General features: G+C 73.0%; 9 protein-coding genes. 1 reads left to right on the top strand and 8 read right to left on the bottom strand.

What is annotated here, in order from left to right; all coding sequences use genetic code 11:
* Nucleotides 1-236 precede the first annotated feature (236 nt).
* Nucleotides 237-4121, top strand: a complete 3885-nt coding sequence (locus KQY30_RS11160; RefSeq protein WP_217306697.1) for a multifunctional oxoglutarate decarboxylase/oxoglutarate dehydrogenase thiamine pyrophosphate-binding subunit/dihydrolipoyllysine-residue succinyltransferase subunit — start codon at nt 237-239, stop codon at nt 4119-4121.
* Between the two features lie 82 nt (nt 4122-4203).
* On the opposite strand, the gene fxsT (KQY30_RS11165) is transcribed toward KQY30_RS11160, so the two are convergent.
* From fxsT (KQY30_RS11165) to KQY30_RS11200, 8 genes are all read right to left on the bottom strand, one after another.
* Nucleotides 4204-7743: an FxSxx-COOH system tetratricopeptide repeat protein gene (fxsT, locus tag KQY30_RS11165; RefSeq protein WP_217306698.1), complete on the bottom strand. Its 3540-nt coding sequence runs from the start codon at nt 7741-7743 to the stop codon at nt 4204-4206.
* On the bottom strand, nt 7740-9113 hold the full coding sequence (locus tag KQY30_RS11170; RefSeq protein ID WP_217306699.1) for a CHAT domain-containing protein: 1374 nt from the start codon (nt 9111-9113) through the stop codon (nt 7740-7742). Before KQY30_RS11170 ends, fxsT (KQY30_RS11165) begins: the two co-directional genes overlap by 4 nt.
* Nucleotides 9103-10893, bottom strand: coding sequence for a hypothetical protein (locus KQY30_RS11175; RefSeq protein WP_254407069.1), 1791 nt, complete (start codon nt 10891-10893; stop codon nt 9103-9105). The genes KQY30_RS11170 and KQY30_RS11175 overlap by 11 nt, the downstream gene beginning before the upstream one ends.
* 800 nt (nt 10894-11693) lie before the next feature.
* Nucleotides 11694-12629, bottom strand: a complete 936-nt coding sequence (locus KQY30_RS11180) for an AAA family ATPase (RefSeq protein ID WP_254407070.1) — start codon at nt 12627-12629, stop codon at nt 11694-11696.
* A gap of 87 nt (nt 12630-12716) precedes the next feature.
* Complete coding sequence (locus KQY30_RS37115; RefSeq protein WP_302185309.1) at nt 12717-13337, bottom strand: CU044_2847 family protein; 621 nt, start codon at nt 13335-13337, stop codon at nt 12717-12719.
* A 60-nt stretch (nt 13338-13397) separates the two neighbouring features.
* Nucleotides 13398-16418, bottom strand: coding sequence for an FxSxx-COOH system tetratricopeptide repeat protein (gene fxsT, locus KQY30_RS11190; RefSeq protein ID WP_217306702.1), 3021 nt, complete (start codon nt 16416-16418; stop codon nt 13398-13400).
* Between the two features lie 78 nt (nt 16419-16496).
* Complete coding sequence (locus tag KQY30_RS11195; protein WP_217306703.1) at nt 16497-17903, bottom strand: HEXXH motif-containing putative peptide modification protein; 1407 nt, start codon at nt 17901-17903, stop codon at nt 16497-16499.
* Nucleotides 17900-19264: an FxsB family cyclophane-forming radical SAM/SPASM peptide maturase gene (locus KQY30_RS11200; protein WP_254407571.1), complete on the bottom strand. Its 1365-nt coding sequence runs from the start codon at nt 19262-19264 to the stop codon at nt 17900-17902. The genes KQY30_RS11195 and KQY30_RS11200 overlap by 4 nt, the downstream gene beginning before the upstream one ends.
* Between the last annotated feature and the right edge of the window lie 48 nt (nt 19265-19312).

Consider the following 19312-nt stretch of genomic DNA (forward strand, 5'->3'; position numbering starts at 1 on the left):
GACGTGGTGACCGCAGAAGCACGAGGTGCGGTCCGAAGTCCGGTCTTCACCGGGGTGTTGTATGCCCTGCCACCATGGAACCCCGCTTGTTTCCCGCCATTTCATACGCCGAAACCCGCCGTCGGATGTGATGTGCACGACGATGGCACGCCCGGCCTGCACTTGAAGGCCTGGTGGGCGTAGCCTTGATTCCCGCTGTCCATCACCTTGTGAAGCGGAAGAGGGCGGTTCACGCCGTGTCGTCTCAGTCCCCCAGTAACGCGAGCATCTCGACCGACGAAGACGGGCAGGGCAAGAACCCTGCGGCCGCCTTCGGAGCCAACGAATGGCTCGTCGACGAGATCTACCAGCAGTACCTCCAGGACCCGAATTCGGTCGACCGTGCCTGGTGGGACTTCTTCGCCGACTACAAGCCGGGCACTCCCGGCACGGCGGGCGAGCCCACCAAGAGCACCGTGACCGCAGCCGCGGGGGCTGCGGTGACCACGACCCAGGCCGCCCCGGCCCCGGCCGCCCAGGCTCCGGCCCGGCCCGCGCAGGCCGCCGCCGCGCCCGCCGCTCCGGCGAGGCCCGCGGCTCCCGCCCAGGCCGCGCCGCCCGTGGCCCCGCCCGCGCCCGCCGCCGTCCCCGCTCCCGCGCCCGTGCGGCCCGCCCCCGCGGCGGCCCCGACCACCCCCGCGAAGCCCGCCGCGCCCGCCCCGGCCCCCGCCGCCGCCAAGGCCGCCCCCGTGGCGCCCGCCGCTGCCGCCCCCGGCGGCCCGGAGTACGTACCGCTGCGCGGCCCCTCCGCCGCCGTCGCGAAGAACATGAACGCCTCGCTGGAACTGCCCACGGCCACCTCCGTGCGCGCGATCCCGGTGAAGCTGCTCTTCGACAACCGCATCGTCATCAACAACCACCTCAAGCGGGCCCGCGGCGGCAAGATCTCCTTCACGCACCTCATCGGGTACGCGATGGTGCAGGCCCTCAAGGCCATGCCGTCGATGAACTACTCGTACGCGGAGCGCGACGGCAAGCCGACCCTGGTCAAGCCCGAGCACGTCAACTTCGGTCTGGCCATCGACCTGGTGAAGCCGAACGGCGACCGCCAGCTCGTCGTCGCCGGCATCAAGAAGGCCGAGACGCTCAACTTCTTCGAGTTCTGGCAGGCGTACGAGGACATCGTCCGCCGCGCCCGCGCCAACAAGCTGACGATGGACGACTTCACCGGGGTCACCGTCTCGCTGACCAACCCGGGCGGCCTCGGCACGGTCCACTCCGTGCCGCGTCTGATGCCCGGTCAGTCGGTCATCATGGGCGTCGGCTCGATGGACTACCCGGCCGAGTTCCAGGGCACCTCCCAGGACACCCTGAACAAGCTGGGCATCTCCAAGGTCATGACGCTGACCTCGACCTACGACCACCGGGTCATCCAGGGCGCCGCCTCCGGCGAGTTCCTGCGGATCGTCAGCCAACTGCTGCTCGGCGAGAACGACTTCTACGACGAGATCTTCCAGGCGCTGCGCATCCCGTACGAGCCGATCCGCTGGCTCAAGGACATCGACGCCTCGCACGACGAGGACGTCACCAAGCCCGCGCGGGTCTTCGAGCTGATCCACTCCTACCGGGTGCGCGGCCATGTCATGGCCGACACCGACCCGCTGGACTACCTCCAGCGCAAGCACCCCGACCTGGACATCACCGAGCACGGCCTCACCCTGTGGGACCTGGAGCGGGAGTTCGCGGTCGGCGGCTTCGCCGGCAAGTCCATGATGAGACTGCGCGACATCCTGGGCGTGCTGCGCGACTCGTACTGCCGCACCACCGGCATCGAGTTCATGCACATCCAGGACCCGAAGCAGCGCAAGTGGATCCAGGACCGGGTGGAGCGTCCGCACGCCAAGCCCGAGCGCGAGGAGCAGCTCCGGATCCTGCGCCGGCTGAACGCGGCCGAGGCGTTCGAGACCTTCCTCCAGACCAAGTACGTCGGCCAGAAGCGGTTCTCGCTGGAGGGCGGCGAGTCCGTCATCCCGCTGCTCGACGCCGTTCTGGACGCCGCCGCAGAGTCCCGGCTGGACGAGGTCGTCATCGGCATGGCCCACCGCGGCCGGCTCAATGTCCTGGCGAACATCGTGGGCAAGTCGTACGCACAGATCTTCCGCGAGTTCGAGGGCAACCTCGACCCGAAGTCGATGCACGGCTCCGGCGATGTGAAGTACCACCTGGGCGCCGAGGGCACCTTCACCGGTCTGGACGGCGAGCGGATCAAGGTCTCGCTGACCGCCAACCCCTCGCACCTGGAGGCCGTGGACCCGGTCCTGGAGGGCGTTGTCCGCGCCAAGCAGGACATCATCAACAAGGGGGGCACGGACTTCACGGTCCTGCCGCTCGCGCTCCACGGCGACGCGGCCTTCGCCGGCCAGGGCGTCGTCGCCGAGACGCTCAACATGTCGCAGCTCCGCGGCTACCGCACCGGCGGCACGGTGCACATCGTCATCAACAACCAGGTCGGCTTCACCGCCGCCCCGGAGTCGTCGCGCTCCTCCATGTACGCGACCGACGTGGCCCGCATGATCGAGGCGCCGATCATCCATGTGAACGGCGACGACCCGGAGGCCGTGGTCCGTGTCGCGCGGCTCGCCTTCGAGTTCCGCCAGACGTTCAACAAGGACGTCGTGATCGACCTCATCTGCTACCGCCGCCGCGGTCACAACGAGGGCGACAACCCGCAGTTCACCAACCCGCAGATGGTCCGTCTGATCGACAAGAAGCGCTCGGTGCGCAAGCTCTACACCGAGTCGCTGATCGGCCGCGGCGACATCACGCTGGAAGAGGCCGAGCAGGCGCTCCAGGACTTCCAGGGCCAGTTGGAGAAGGTCTTCGCGGAGGTCCGCGAGGCCACCTCGCAGCCCGCCCCGGCGCAGGTCCCGGACGCCCAGGCCGAGTTCCCGGTGTCGGTCGCGACCGGCGTCTCCCAGGAGGTCGTCAAGCGGATCGCCGAGTCGCAGGTCAGCATCCCCGACTCGGTCACCGTCCACCCCCGGCTGCTGCCGCAGCTCCAGCGCCGCGCCGCCTCGGTCGACGACGGCACGATCGACTGGGGCATGGGCGAGACCCTCGCCATCGGCTCGCTGCTGATGGAGGGCACCCCGGTCCGGCTCTCCGGCCAGGACACCCGCCGCGGTACGTTCGGCCAGCGCCACGCGGTCCTGGTCGACCAGGAGACCGGCGAGGACTACACCCCGCTCCAGTACCTCACCGGCGAGCAGGCCCGTTACAACGTCTACGACTCGCTGCTCAGCGAGTACGCGGCGATGGGCTTCGAGTACGGCTACTCGCTGGCCAGGCCGGACGCGTTGGTCATGTGGGAGGCGCAGTTCGGCGACTTCGTCAACGGCGCGCAGACGGTCGTGGACGAGTTCATCTCCTCGGCCGAGCAGAAGTGGGGCCAGACCTCCGGGGTCACCCTGCTGCTGCCGCACGGTTACGAGGGCCAGGGCCCGGACCACTCGTCCGCCCGCCCGGAGCGCTTCCTCCAGATGTGCGCGCAGAACAACATGACGGTCGCCATGCCCACGCTGCCGTCGAACTACTTCCATCTGCTGCGCTGGCAGGTCCACAACCCGCACCACAAGCCGCTGGTCGTCTTCACCCCGAAGTCGATGCTGCGTCTGAAGGCGGCAGCCTCGAAGGCGGAGGAGTTCACCAGCGGCGGCTTCCGCCCGGTGATCGGCGACGCCGGTGTGGACCCGGCCGCGGTCCGCAAGGTGGTCTTCTGCGCCGGCAAGGTCTACTACGACCTGGACGCCGAGCGGCAGAAGCGCGGCATCACGGACACCGCGATCCTGCGCCTTGAGCGGCTGTACCCGCTGCCGGGTGCGGAACTCCAGGCCGAGATCGCCAAGTTCCCGAACGCCGAGAAGTACCTGTGGGCACAGGAGGAGCCGGCGAACCAGGGTGCCTGGCCGTTCATCGCGCTCAACCTGATCGACCACCTGGACCTGGCGGTCGGCGCCGATGTGCCGGGCGCCGAGCGGCTGCGGCGGATCTCGCGTCCGCACTCCTCGTCGCCGGCGGTCGGCTCCGCGAAGCGCCACCAGTCGGAGCAGCAGCAGTTGGTCCACGAGGTCTTCGACGCCTGACCGTCTGTTAGTCCTCAAACGCCGGACGGGCCGCAGTTGGCCCGTCCGGCGTTTCGTTTGAGCTTCGTTTGAGGACACAGCACTAGATCGTCTGCGGCTCGAAGTCCCAGTGGGTCCGTACGGTCGTGGGGGCCGGCTGCCCTTGCGCGGCGGCCAGCCCTGCCTGGCAGGCGAGCGTCAGGGGATGCTGCGGGCCCAGGGCCCGTAGCGCGGCGTCGGCGTTCTCGCGACTCAGGGCCAGCGCGCCCGCCCGGTCCTCGGTCTCCAGCCGGGCCGCCGCCGTATTGAGCGCGCAGCCCACGGTCCAGGGATGAGCGGCACCGACCGCGGCAAGCATCCGCGCGTACGCCTCTTCGATCACCTCGTGCCCCTCGCCCCGCTCGCCGAGGGCCAGCAGGGTCAGGCCCAGATTGCCCCGTACCCCCGCGGTGAACGGATGGTCCCGCCCCAGCATCCGGGTATAGCGCTCCTCCACGGTCCGGTGCAGACCGAGCGCACGGGCCGGATCGCCCGTCTCGCGCTCCAGCCAGGCGCAGCTCGCCGCGACCATCATGGTGAGCGGATCGTCACCGCCCAGCACCCGATCACAGCGCTCCAGCGTCTGCGCGAACAGCGGCCCGGCAGCGGCCGGATCGCCCGCCAGATAGCGGCACAGCGCCAGATTGTGCCCGGCCCGCAGGGTCTGCGGATTGTCCGGCCCCAACTCCCGCTGATGCGTACGGAAGTTCTCCGTCTGAAGCTCCTCCGCCTCCTGGTAGCGGCCCAGCAGCCGCAGATCGATGGCGACGTGGAGTTCCGAGTACAGAGTCAGCCGGTGCACGGGGCCCAGCACCCGGCGCCGGATCGTGAGATTGCTGCCGTTCAGGGCGCGGGACTCCTCGTACCGGCCCAGCAGTCGCAGCGAAACCGCCAGATTGTTCCGGGCGTTGAGGGTACGGGCGTCCTCCAGGTCGAGGAGTTCGCGGTACGAGAGGAAGATCCAGCCGGAGAGTTCCCGTGCCTCCTCGTACCGCCCAAGGCCACGCAGATCGGCTGCGAGCCCACTCGCGGCCCGCAGATGCGCCGGGTGCTCCCTGCCGCGCTCCTCGCGCAGATGATTCGCGGCGGCGCGGTCGATGGCCTCGCTGCCCGCGTAGTCGCCGACCGCACGCAGCAGATTGGCGTAGTGGTGGCTGAGGTCCCAGATCCTGGGGTGGTCGGCGCCGAGAAGCAGTCGCCAGGACTCCCAGGCGCGTCGGCCGAGGTCGATGCCCTCGCCGTACTCGCCCGAAATGTACATGTGGCGCAGGCAGTTGAGGACCAGCGTGTGCATGGCGGGCTCGGTGCTCTGCAGCGCGTCGGCCCAGATGAGATGTGGCGTGATCGCCGCGTACCGGGGCCAGTTGGCCACATCCGTGGGGTTGCCGGGGTCCGCGGCGGTGAGCGCCCGCCGGGCTGCTCCGATCAGCTCCTCGTGGACCTGGGGCGACATGCTCCGGTGGATGGCATGGCAGACCATCCGGTGCATGGAGAGCGTCTCGGCCGCCGCTTCACCGCCCTCGCCGTCGGCCGGCCCGACCGCGCGGACCACGGCGTACTGCCGCAGTTTGCCGATCACCCGGTCCCACTGCTCGGGGTCGGCGACCAGCGCGGCGATCCGGGGCGGGAGGTCCTCCGGCGGCAGGTTCCGTACCAGCCGTACGGGAATGGCGCCCGGCGCGAAGAAGGTGAGGAGCTGGAGCAGGTCCACCGCCGACGGGACGGCCTCCCGGAGCTGGCCGAGCAGAATCGACCAGGCCGTCTGGAAGGCGACCGGGGAGTCGGAAGGGATTCTGACGACATCGTCGCGGTCCATGCTCTGGTGGAGCACTTCGACGTACTCGGCGACCGACAGGTCCGCGTCATGGAGCCAGCCCGCCGTCTGGTCCAGCAGCAGCGGCAGATCCTCCAGCGCCTCCGCCAGTTCGTCCGCCTCCCGCCGGGTGAGGCGCGGTGCGCGGCTCCGGATGAGGGCCACCGACTCGTCGCGGTCGTAGACCGGGACCTCCATCAGCGCGCTGCGGCGCTCGGCCCAGCCCCGGTTCCGGGAGGTGATCAGGACATGGCCGGGCCCTTCGGGCACCAGGTCCCACAGCTCGTCCGGTTCGTCCGCGCCGTCCAGGACGAGGAGCCAGCGGCGGTACGGTTCACCGCGCCGCAGCGCGTCCAGCACCGCGCGCACCCGCTCGCCGTAGTACGTCGCGCCCGTCACCAGGCCCAGCTCGGGAGCGAGTTCGGCCAGCCCCTGGCGGCAGGCGGCCCGGTTGTCCGCCGCGATCCACCACACCACGTCGTACTCGGCGGCGAAGCGGTGGGCGTACTCGGCGGCGAGCTGGGTCTTGCCGACGCCCGACATGCCGTGCAGGGTCACGGCACGGGTACCGGGACCGGTCTCCCGGAGGGCCTGGTACGTGCTGTTGAGCGACTGCTCACGGCCGGTGAAGCGGGTGTTCCTGCGGGGCACCCCGCCCCAGACCCTGGGCGCATCCGCTGGATAGCGGGGTGCCGGGCCGGGGTCGCCGGGGTCGGGCGACGCGTCCAGGCCGAAGAGGAAGAGGAGTCGCTCCTCGGCTTCGGACGCGCGGAGATCCGCCAGGGACATCAGGGAGAGGGACACCCCGGCAGTGGGCAGCCGGGCGGAGGTGACAGCGACGGCGACGAAGCGGCCGGGCTCGGCGGCCGGCAACGCCCACAACGCGCGGCTCCACTCGTCGTACCCGTGCCGGCGGAACTCGAAGAACCGCTCGCTGAGAACGAGCAGGATCCGGCCCGGTGTCCGGGCCAGCTCCCGCAGGGACTCCGCGAGCGGAACCTCCGCCGACGGATCCCACCGCCGATACGAGACACGCAGTCCGCGGCGCCCGAGCCGGTCCCCGATCCAGTCGGCCCAGATCCGGTCGGAACCCGCGAAGACGATCAGCACGGATCCGTCGGGCGCGGACGCCGCGGCCCGCGCGCCCTCGGCCGTCTCCTCGCCCGGCCGCTCAAGCCCGCCGGGGACCGCGGTGTCCCGGGGTGGCTCCTCCACCGGTGACCGAGCTGACGAGCCCCGGGCACGCGAGCCCCGGTCCAGGACGGCCCGCGGCCGCTCCGGCAGGCCGCGCGTACCAGGTGCTTCACCCGCATCCGTAACGGCCGCCGCGGCGGTGGCGTCCACCGGGTCCGGCGCCCCCGGCACATACCCCGCCACTGCCGCCGCCCCGCCCGCCCCCTCGCCCGGTTCCCTGATCCGGCAGGGCAGTTCGGCCTTCCGTACCGGCATCCCCCACTCGTTGCTGATGGTCAGCCACAGCCCCGCGGGCCCCGCCACCTGCCCCGCCGTCACCACGAACCGCACGGGACCGTACGTACCGCCGAAGCGGTGCAGTACGACGCTGGGGTCGTCCAGTACCTCGCACACGAAGTGCGGGGCGCCGTCCAGCCCGACCGTGAAGGTCAGCTCCTCCTCCTGGTAAGGCCAGTCGGGGGCGTCCTCGGCGCCGTCCGCGCTCAACGGGCCGCGCAGATCGACGGTGACCAGATAGGCGCGCCCCGCCTCGGCCTCGCGCGGCCGGCTGACGACGGGCTCGATCAGCAGGGGCCGCTCCGTACCGCCGCCGCTCACGGCGCGCCCCCTTCCGCCCCCTCATCACCGCGCCCGCCATCACCGGGCCTGTCGTCACCGGGCCCGTCCTCGTCGGCCCCGCCGGTGAGCAGGAGTGTGGTGAGCGGATGGCCGTAGTACTGGAACATGAAGCTGTAGAGCAGCCGCAGAACCCGCTTCTGCCCCTGTCTGTCGACCTCTCCGTCATCATGCCGGGTCCGCGGGATGTCCGTCAGAGGGCCGAAGTCGTCGAGCGCGCGGGCCCGGAAGGCGCGCAGCGCGTGGGTGACCGGCAGCCGCGGTCGCGCGGTCACCTCCCGTACCAGCCCGTTGATCAGATCGCGCGCCTCGTGGTCGCCGACCTTGCCCGCCGTGACGATGCAGCCCTCGGCGCCCTTGCGCAGGAACAGTTCGGCGAAGCCGCGCAGCACCTCCTCGCCACCCGCGTCGTTGTCGACCAACCGCCCGGAGTGGCAGGCGTTCAGACAGACCAGCGAACGGTGCTCGTCCAGGACGGCCATGGCGCGCTCGTCCAGCTCGGCCCAGGTCACCTCGGCCAGGGAGAGCGCGCTCACCCGCTCGTCATAGGTGCCGTGGCAGGCCATATAGACGAGTCCGGTGGGGTCGTCGGCCGCGCGCCGGTCGAGGGCGTCGAGGAAGCCGCTCATCGTGGTGTGCGGCTGGTGGGAGTACGGGCGGAACGCGGCGATGTCATGGTGCATGCCCCGGTGGTAGTAGCCGAGGATCCCGCCCGCGCAGTCGCCCGGGCCGTGCGGCAGACCGCTGTCCAGCTCATGGATGGTGGTCCAGCGGGATATCGCCACCAGCGCGCCCAACAGCCCTTCCGCCAGCCCGTGTTCGGTGTCCGCGGGCAGCCAGAGGGTCTCCCAGGGCAGTTCGTACCCGGTGTCGTCCCAGACCAGCACATGCAGGGCGGAGCCGTGCTCCGCGCGGGCCCGGTTGATCCAGTCGGCGAGCCGCCGCTGGTTGCGCGACCAGTGGCGGATGGCGCGCAGGAGTTCGGACGGCGCCTCGCCGCCCGCCCGGGCGTTGCCGAGACCTATCCCGGCGGGGCGGAGCTGGGTGGGGCCCGTGGTGTACGGGAGGGACGCCAGCCCTTCGCAGCGCGCGCTGAAGCCGAAAGCCTCACGCCCGTTCGGATGCCGGCCCCGTACGACCCTGATCACGGCCATGGCGTCGGGGAGGCGGGCACCCGGGTCCACCGGGGCCGCGCCCAGTGCCTCCGGCTCGCCCGGCTCGGCGTGCGCGGGAACGGGGGTGGTACGGGGACGGGGGCGCTGGATCAGGCCCGGCAGGGTCCGCCGTACGCCGGTGGCGTCGGACAGCCAGCGGGCGATCCGGTGCGGCTCGCGGTGCGGCTCACCACCCATCCCCGCTCACCGCCTCCGCCGGACGGCCCTCGGCCACGCTCCCGCCGAGCGCGTCCGCGAGGAGGAAGGGCAGATCGGCGTACGGCTGCCGCGCCGGATCGACGACCGTACGGTGCAGCCGGGTCCGGTCCATCGCGCTGATCCGGGCGGCGACCGCGAGCGCGTCGTCGATTCCCGTACGGGCGACCGGGACCACGGGCGGCCGGCCGCGGCGGCTGGCGTCCAAGGGGACATTGCCGCGCCCGTCGGTGGCGACGACCAGCCATGCCTCGACCAGTCCCGCCCGGTGGTGCTGAAAGGCCCGGCGCAGCGCCTGTCCGGCCAGTTCGAGGCCGTGGGCGAGCGGGGTGGCGCGGCCGGGCGGCCGGGCGAGCGCGGCGGTGATCCGGGGGTCGAGGACGCTGCGGGCGGTGAACGTCTCGGCGCGCAGTTCGCTGAGCGCGTCCCTGGCGCCCACTTCGACGATCTGCGCGGACGCCCGGTTGACATAGGCCCACTGGAGGAACGGTTCGAGCGCCTCGTACCAGTTCCAGCCGGCCCGGCAGGTGTGGTCGAGGACCAGGGTGAGGAGCCGCTCCGGCTCGGGAGCCCGTACATAACCGCGCAGATCGGCGGGGGCGACGGCCAGCCGCGGCGGATGACCGCGCACCGCCTGGTACTTGGCCGCCTCCATGGCCGTACGGACAAAGGCCAGGTCCCGCAGGTCGTACGGGCGGCGCACCCCGATGACCGGCCCGCGCGCGGCGCCGGGTCCTGCGGCACGCCGCCAGGGGGTGCGCAGGGAGGCGAACTCGGGCAGGGGCGCGGCGTCGTCCTCGGGGTAGGGGGTGGCGGTCGCCGGGGCGCCGGGGACCTGGCCGGGGCCGATGGGCTCGGCTCCGGCGTCGGGTGCGAGCACCGGCCGCCCGGTGGGTGCGCGCCGCTGTCCTTCCGGGCCGTGGTCGGTACGGCGCGGTGCGCGGCGGGTACCGGGTGCCGGGCCGCGCGGGGGCGGTACGGCGGGTCCGGGGCCGGGGTCCGGCATGGGGTCGTGGTCCTCGGGCGCCTGTGGCGCGGACGGCAGTCCGATCAGCCGCGCCGCCTCGTCGACCCGGGCGGCCGTGACCTCGGTGGCACCGTCGAGCCTGGTCAGCGCGCGGGCGATCCGGGCGAGCGCGAGGGCCCTGCGGTGCCCGGTGCCGGGTCCGAGGAGTTCCAGTACGCGCGGGGCGAGCGCGTCGGCGAGGACGAGCGGCGGCGCCTGGCCGGGCGCGACGCGGTCGAGTGCGGCCCGGTCGAGTGCGGCCCGCCAGACGTCGGGGAGCGGGCCGAGGGGGTCGGGGCCGGGGAGCGTACGCAGTCCGGCGACGGACAGCCGGACCGGGAAGCGGTCGAGGAGATGCGGCGAGACCCGTTCGGTGTCCTCGGCCCGGCAGCCGGCCAGCCAGCGGGCCCGCGGCTGCCACTGGCGGCGCAGCCCGGAGTGCTCGACGGTGGCGACATCCGCGCCGAGGAGCTGCACCACGGCCCGCATCCCGGACACCCCGAGCCTGGCGAGATCGGGCACGACGACGAGGGACGGCCCGGGGGCGGGCTCGGTGAGCGGCCCGGGTTCGAGCGAGAACCGGATCCCGCCGGGCCCGCGCCGCAGCCGGGGCCGTATCCACAGATCCTCGTCCCGGGCGGCGGCGCCGAGCACGGTACGGGACGTCCCGCCGGCCTCCCCAGGCCGGCCGAGCAGCCCCGCGAACACATCGGCGAGCGGAGCGACCAGCTCCGGTGCCAGATCGAACAACAACACCCCGGCAAGCCCGGGTTCGACAGCGGCACAGACGAGGGCGGCAAGCAACCGCCGATGCGAGTCGCCGGGCAAGGGGACAACAGGCGCGGCCGGTACCGCAGACGGGCTCCAGCCCGGGCCCGGCACCGGATCCGAAGCCGGAGCGCGGCCCGAGGCTGGGCCCAGGACCTGGTCCTGCGCCGGAGCCCGGCCCAGAGACGCGTCGGAAGGCGAGCCCGACGACGAGCCCGGAGCCGGGTCCGAAGTCGGGCCCACGGCCAGGGCCGACGCGGGATCCGGAGCCGGCCCGTGGTCCGGGGTACGATCCGGGGCCGGCCCCAAAGCCGAGGCAGGCGCCTGAGCCGCGGTCGGCTCCGGATCCGACGGCAGGTCCGGAGCCGAGGCCGGGGCCCGACCTGCGGTAGGCAGCGGAATCGGCACCGAGACCGGCACAGCAGCCGGATCCGACGGTGAGTCCGAGCCCGACGGGCGGGCCGAAGACAAGTCCGAGGCCCCCACCGGGCCCTGGGCGGACGACAAGTCCGGCGCAGTGGCGTGAACCGAAGGCACGTCCGAAGCCCCCACCGGGCCCTGGGCCGAGGACGGGTCCGGCGCCGGGGCGTGGACCGAAGACAGGTCCGAGGCCTTCACCGGGCCCTGAACCAACGACGGGTCCGGCACAGCGGCCGACAACGAGTCCGAGGCCGGGGCCTGGACCGGGGACACGTCCGAAGTCCCCACCGGGTCCTGAACCGAAGGCTCGTCCGGTGCCGGGGCTGACGACGGGTCCGGGGATGAAGCGGGCGCGGTCATGAGGCCCCTCAGTCGAAGAGGTCGTCGACTCGGGCGTCGTCGTCCGGGCCCCACTCGAACGTACCGCCGTGCGCCGACTCAGGCCGCCGGTGCCGCAGTGCGAACGGCAGCACCCGCCGTACATGCCGGGGCTCGGTCCGTACCGCCCCCTCCAGCGCGGCGAGCGCACGCGCCGCCTGCGCCGCGACCAGCTCGCCCCGGTGCCCCACCGCCGACAGCCGTCCCGCGCACTCCGCGCACAGCATGCCGACCGCCTCCGGCACCTCGACCCCCGGCAGCGCAGCCCGCGCGGCCAGCAGGGCGCTCCGCAGCGCGGCGCCCTCCCGTTCCGCCTCCGCCCGCCAGGGGGACTCGCCCCTGGCCAGCTCCTCCTCGAAGGCCAGCACCGTCATGATCATCCGGTGCCGGTCCTCGGTGGTCAGCCCCGCGGTGGTCACCATCAGGCCGAAGCGGTCCAGCAACTGCGGCCGCAGACCGCCCTCTTCGGGGTTCATCGTGCCGACGAGCCCGAACGAGAGGTGCTTGGCCGCGGCGATGCCCTCGCGCTGGACGGACAGCACCCCGGTGGAGACGACATCCAGGATGATGTTGACCAGGTGGTCGTCGAGGAGATTGACCTCGTCGACGTACAACAGCCCCTTCTCGTCGGCCTCTTCGAGGAGCCCGGACTGTTCCCTGGCCTCGCCGCGCATCAGCGCGTCCAGCTCCCAGCCGCCGAGCACCCGGTCGTCGGTCGCGTTGATCGGCAGGGTCACGGGCAGCTCGCCGCGGGTCATCAGCGCGAAGGCCCGTACGACCGTGGACTTGGCGGTGCCGCGCTGGCCGGTGATCAGGACACCGCCGATGCCGGGCGCGACGAAATTCAGCTCCAGTGCCAGCTTGAGGTCGTCCTGCCCGACGACGCGGCTGTACGGAAGGATCGGGATCGCCGCGGGTACAGGCACCACCGGAGCCTCGGGAGACGGCGCGGGCGCCGGTACGGAGGCGGGGGCCGACGCGGTCAGGGGGCGGGCGCCCGCCGTTGTCCCCCGTCACGAAGCGGCTCCGTCACCGGAACCGCGCACCGTGAAGCCCGCACCTGGACGGGCCGCCGCGGAACCCGCCGCCCGACCACTCGCCGCACTGCCCGCCGGGCCACTCGCCGCACCCGCCGCCGGGCTGCTCCCCGGACCACCCGCCGGATCAGCCGCCCCCGGACCGCTCACCGACACCACCGCCGGAGCCGTCCCCGCAGCCGCCCCCGGAGCCATCCCTCCCGGCTGCCAGCGGAAGGTGACCTGGAGCTGTGCCTCCGCCCCCGCCTTCACCACCGCCGCCATCCCCGCGTCCAGCGTGACCGACACCTGGAGCTCGATCTCGTCGGGCCGCAGCCCGTCCCCCAGATCGCCGAGTCTCCGCATCGCCTGCGACGCGCAGCGCCGCGCCAGATCGAGGCCGTCCCCGTAGACGTCCGTGGCCACCCGGATGACCCGCTGCGCGGCCCCGTCCCGGGTGGCCTCGTCCTCGTACACCGAGTCGTACGCGGACTCGTGCCCCGAGCCGCGTGCCGGGCCGGGCACGCCGCCCGGCCCCGGTAAGTCCTCCGCCCGGCCCACCACGACCGGGATGGGCCCGTCCTCCCCCGGTGCCACGGGCCCCACGACGACCGTCATTCCGCTTCCCCCCTCGTGCCGCTCGTCCTGCTCGGCTCGTGCCCCTCGTGCCGCTCCTGGTCAGGTGAGCGGCGGCTCGAAGTCCCAGTACGGCCGGACACGGGACCTGGCCGCGACGGTGTGCACATGCTGCGGACCCAGCGTCGCCGCCAGATCGTCCAGCGCCTCCTGTTCGAACTTCTCGGCGCGCTGCGTGTCCCGCAGCCCCCGCAGGTCCGCCGCGTGCGCGATCCGGGCGGAGAGCGTCAGCGGGTGGGTGCGGCCGAGGACCTCGGTGGCTCCGGTGATGGTGGAGCCGGTCAGCGCCGCCGCGCCCTCCGCGTCACCGGTGATGTTGCGCAGCGCGGAGGCGTTGACGGCGCAGCCCAGCGTCCACGGGTGTGTCTCGCCCACGGCCCTGGTCATATCGGTGAGGGCGTTCTCCGTGAGTTCCAGCGCCTGGTCGCGCTCGCCCACGTTGCGCAGGATCAGCGCGTGGTTGGAGCGGGTGCCCGCGACATACGGATGGCTCTCGCCGAGCATCCGCAGATAGCCCTCGACGACCCGGTCGCTTATGTCCATGGCCCGGTCGATGTCGCCGTGCTCCCGTGCGAAACAGCTCTGGCCCGCCGCGAACATCATGGTCAGCGGATCGTTCTCGCCGAGCACCCGCTCACAGCTCTCCAGCACCTGGGTGAACAGCGCGGAGGCCCTGTCGCGTTCGCCCGAGCGGTACAGGCACAGCGCGAGATTGTGCTCGGCGCGCAGGGTCTGCGGATTCTCCCGGCCCAGCACCATGCGGTGGACGCGGGCGCTCTGCGACTGGAGGGACTCGGCCTCGCTGTAGCGGCCGAGGAGCCTGAGGTCCGTCGCGTAGTTGATCTCGGAGTAGAGCGTCCAGGCGTGCCGGGGGCGCAGAAGCTGCCGCCGGGCCTCCAGGGTGCGCCGGTGCAGGTCCAGGGACTCCTCGTACCGGCCGAGCAGCCGGAGCGAGATGGCCAGGTTGTTCTGGGCGTTGAGGGTGCGGGAGTCCTGCTCGCCCAGGAGTTCACGGAACGAGGCGAGGATCCAGCCGGAGATCTCCAGCGCCTCCTCGTACCGCCCGAGGCCGCGCAGATCGGCGGCGAGCCCGCCCGCCGCGCGCAGATGCTCCAGATCCTGCGGGCCCTTCTCCTCGCGGAGATGCTCCACGGCCGCCCGCTCGATGGCTTCCGTACCGGCGTAGTCGCCGACGGCCCGCATCAGATTCGCGTAGTGGTAGCTGACGTCCCAGATCCTCGGGTGGGTGGCGCCGAGGAGATCGCGCCAGGCCGCCAGCGCGCGCCTGCCGAGGGTGATGCCCGCGCCGTACTCGCCCGAAAGGTACATGTAGCGCAGGCAGTTGAGGACCAGGGTGTGCATCGCCGGGTCGGTGCTCTGGAGGACGTCGGCGGCCTTGAGGTGCGGGGTGATCTCCGCGTACCGGGGCCAGAGCCGGGTGTCCGTCGGCCGGCCGGGTTCCGCCCGTACCAGTGCCTTGCGGACCACCTCGATGAACTCCTTGTGGTCCTGCTCGGGCATGTCCTGGTGGACGATCTGATGGACCATCCGGTGCATGTAGAGCGCGTCGCCCGGGGCGCCGGAGGCACCTTCGCCGCTCACCGCGTCATGGACCTCGCGCTCGCCGACCCCGGCGGCGCGCACCACGGCGTACTGTCGCAGCTTGTTGATCGCACGGGCCCAGCGCACCGGGTCGTCGACCAGGCCGCGCAGCTTCTCGGGGAGGTCCTCCGGCGGCAGGTCGCGCACCAGCCGTACGGGAATGGCGCCGGGCGCGAAGAACGTACAGAGCCGGAGCAGGTCCACCGACTCGGGCACGGTCTCGCGAAGCTTGTTGAGCAGTATCGACCAGCCGGTCTGGAAGGCGAGCGGGAAGTCCGCGGAGACCTTGACGACGTCCTGGTCGATGCCGTCCTCAAGAAGCGCGATGTACTCGTCGACGGACATGTCGGAGTCGTTGAGCCAGCCGGCCGTCTGGTCGAGGAGCAGCGGGAGGTCTTCGAGGGCCTCGGCGAGCTGCCCGGCTTCCTCGTACGTCAGGCGCGGGGCCCGGCGCCGTACGAAGGCGACCGACTCGACGCGGTCGTAGACCGGGACCTCCAGCAGGGTGCTGTTGTGCTCGCCCCACTCCGGGTTGCGGGCCGTGATCAGCACATGGCCGGGGCCGGTCGGCACCAGGTCCCAGATCTGGTCGGGTTCGTCGGCGCCGTCCAGGACGAGCAGCCAGCGGCTGTACGGTTCGCCGCGCCGCAGCGCGTCCCTGGCGGCCCGCAGCCGCTCCCCGTACTCGACACCGGTGGACAGGCCGAGCGCGGGGGCGAGTTCGGCGAGTTTCTGGCGGCAGGTGACGCGTTTGTCGGCGGAGACCCACCACACCACGTCGTACTCCGCGCCGAAGCGGTACACGTACTCGGCGGCGAGCTGGGTCTTGCCGACCCCGGACATGCCGTGCAGGGTGACGACTCCGGCGCCGCGCCCGGCTTCCTGGAGGGCGTGGTACGCCGCGTTGAGGAGGGGCTCGCGGCCGGTGAAGCGGGTGTTGCGGCGGGGCACTCCGCCCCAGACGTCGGGCGAGTCGGCGGGATAGCGGGGGCCGCGCCGCAGGTCTCCCTGGTCGCCCAGGGGTTCGGCGGGCAGCCCGAGGCGGGTCAGGACCCGGCGCTCGGCCTCCTGCTCGCCGACCGTGGTGAGATCGGCGGCGGCGAAGACGGTGGTGGCGCCGGGCAGCGCGGCCGTGGTGACGGTGACGCCGGCGAAGCGCTCGGACTCCGCGGCGACCACCTCGCGCAGCGCGCTGTTCCACTCCTCGTGGCCGCGCGGGCCGAGCTGGAAGTACCACTCGCTCAGTACGACGAGGACGGGCCCCGGCGCCAGCAGCAGATCGCGCAGGCAGTCAGCGAGCGGGACATCGTCCGGCGGGTCCCACCGCTGGTAGACGACGGCCAGTCCGCGCCGTTCGAGCCGGTCCCCGATCCAGGCCGCCCAGGCCCGGTTGAAACCGGCGAAACTGATGGTGACAGCCTGCGGCCCGGTTGCTCCAACTGGCTTACGCACCGCGGGCATTCGACCGTCTCCCTGCATCGTCATACGCCCTTCTAACATACTCCGCGCCCCCTGGTTTCCATCCCGGGGCGTGCCGCATCACGTTCCGTTCCTTTGGCGCCAGATCATCCGTGCCGTCCGTACGTAGGACGCGGCCCGGGCGAGATGTCCGGGCGGCGGAGGATCTTCGGACAGCCGGTGGTACACGGTGATCATCTCGTTGACGAGGATCCGTCCTTCGCGGGTGAGCGCCCCCGAGGCGGCCAGTACGGGCAGGACCGCGCCGACCTGTTCGCGGCAGCGCGCGTGCTCGGCCCATGCCTGGTCACGGGCGGCGAGCCGGTCCGCGCCGAGGGCGTAGCGCTGCCAGAAGTCGGCGAGCGCGATATGCGAGAACGCGCCCTGGAGCAGCCCGTCGAAGGGGCGCGGGTCGGAGCGCCAGGGGGCGAAGTGCCGGGGCGCGGCGTCCTCGTGGTGGAGGGGGGCGAGAGCGGCGAGGGCGGCGAGCTTGGTGTGCTGGAGTTCGTGCACAAGGGTCGACGCGAAGAGCGCGGGGGTGGCCGGCCGGCTCGTGAGGACCGCGCCGAAGGCCTCACGGCGGGTGCCGCTGCACTGCGCCGGGCCGTCGCCGGAGGGCGCGGAGCCGGGCGGCGGCGAGAGCGGGACCAGACAGTGCAGCAGGGCGGCGGTCTCCTCGGAGCGGTGCGGGCCGCCGATCCGCAGCAGCGGCTCCACTTGCGCCCAGGACCGCGCCCAGCTCTCGCGGTGCGTGTCGTCGAGGCTGGCGACGGCGGACAGCCCGAAGCGTTCCAGCCGGGTGCCCGCGGTGCGGTACGGATCGGTGTCGTCCAGCGGTACGGGCGCGGCTCCGGGCCGTACGGCGGGCAGTGTCAGTACGGGCAGCCAGCGCGGGTCGCCGGAGCGGGTGCCGTCGTCGGTGAGCCGTACGGTGACGGGCGGGGCGGCGCCCGCGCCGCCGCCCGCGCCGTCGCACGGACGGAGTGTCACCCGGCCGTCGGCCAGCTCGGCGTCGACGGGTGAGGGCGGGCCCGGCTCGGTACGGAGAGCGCCCAGGGTGGGCAGGGCGAGCAGTCCGTCGTGGGCGGTCAGCCGGGCGGTGAAGGGCAGCCCGGCGCGGATCGCCGCGGCGGCGGCAAGCGCGCTGAAGTGGTCGAGATCGGCGGGGAGTTCGGGGTCGGGGGCGGCACCGGTGAGGCCGCGCAGACAGCGCTGCGCCCAGGGGCCCGCGAGCGGATAGAGCAGCACGGTCCGCACGGCGGCCCGGTCGGTGCGCTCTGCCGCCTCCAGCAACGCCCAGTCCTGGCGCAGCCGGTCGAGCGCGGCGGGCGGGCAGAGGGCGGCGGGGGCGGCCTCGGCGGCGTCGAGAAGGGCCCGCAGCAGGACGAGGCGACGGGTGTGCTGGTCCCGCACCAGCAGCCCGAGCGCCTCGGACCCGCCTTCGGTACGGCCGATCTCCCGCACCACGGCCTCGGGTATGCCGCTCACCGGATGCCTCCGCCGATCGCCGCGACACCGATGGGGCCGGTGACCGCCGGGACCTCCGGGGGCGGGGTCACGCCCGGCCGGTCGGCGCCGATCCCGGCCCGGGGCCCATCGGTCCGAACCGCGTCGGCCCGGTCGGCTTCCGGCCGGGCCGCGCCGGTCCCGGCCGTACCGGACCGGGTCCCATCGGTCCGCGTCGCCCCCGGCCGGGCCGCGTCCCGCGTCGTCGCCTCCGTGAGCCTCTTCGCCACATGGCGGATCAGCCGGTCCAGGTCCGCGCAGTAGACCGACGGGTGCGTGAAGCCGTCGCCGTCGCGGTAGCGGTGGGCGTAGTTGCCGCCGCCGCAGACGGAGAGCAGGGGGCAGGTGCGGCAGCCCGGGGACAGGGCCGACGCGCCCGACTGGCGGGCGGCCACGCCCGGGTGGGCCAGGGCGTCGTCGAAGGAGTGCCGGAAGATGTCGAGGCCGGTGGCGGCGGCGCCGTCGTACGCGGACTTGAGCGAGTCGACCTGCTCGATGGACCCGTCGGTCTCGATCACCACCGCGTTCAGCGGATCCAGCCCGAGGGACTCGGTCGCGGCGGGCAGTCCCAGCAGCAGCGCGAGACACTCCTCGAAGAGCCGGATCCGGGTCTCCCTGCGGCCCGCGGACCACCAGCGGTCGAAAACCGCGCTGAGCCAGTCGCCGTACGGGGTGGGCCGGCCGGCGGCGGGGCCGTGGCGGGGCGGATCCATGGCCGGCAGACCGGGCGGCGGTGCCGTCCAGTTGCCGTGCGGCAGGAGCAAGTCGATTGCGGGCGGCCGCAGTTCCAGCAGCGACTCGTACAGCTCGACCGGCCCGGTCCGCGGGTCGACGACGGTCAGGATCCCCGCGTACGCCTCCGGGTGGTGCTCCGCGAGCAGCCGCGCCCCGCGCTCGGCGGCGGGCCAGGAGGGGCGTCCCGCGTGGTCGGTGCGGAGTGTGTTGTGTTCGGGCCGGCCGCCGTCGAGGCTCACACCGACACGTATCGAGTGACGGGCGAGGGCGGCGATCCGGCGCTCGGTGAGCAGAGTGGCGTTGGTCTGCACGGTGGCGTGGACCGTACGCTCCCGGCCGGCCCGTTCCCGTACGAGACCGGCGAAGGCTGCCAGCCGCGCGGCGCCCGCGAGCAGCGGCTCACCGCCGTGCAGGACGAGTGAGAGCGCGGTCAGCCCGTGTGCGCCGGCGTGCTCGGCGATACGGGTGGCGGCGCGGTCGAGGACCTCCGGCGCGGCGGCCGCGGGCCGGCCGCGCCAGGTGTGGTCGGGGCCCTCGTACAGATAGCAGTAGCGGCAGGCGAGATTGCACCGCCCGTGCACCTTGACGATGAACTGCCCGAAGGGCACACCACCGGGCCGTGCCCCGGCGTGCGGGTACGCCGCTCCGCGCGGACT

This window comes from Streptomyces sp. GMY02 (genome assembly GCF_019056675.1).
In the GTDB taxonomy this organism is placed as follows: Bacteria; Actinomycetota; Actinomycetes; order Streptomycetales; family Streptomycetaceae; genus Streptomyces; species Streptomyces odonnellii.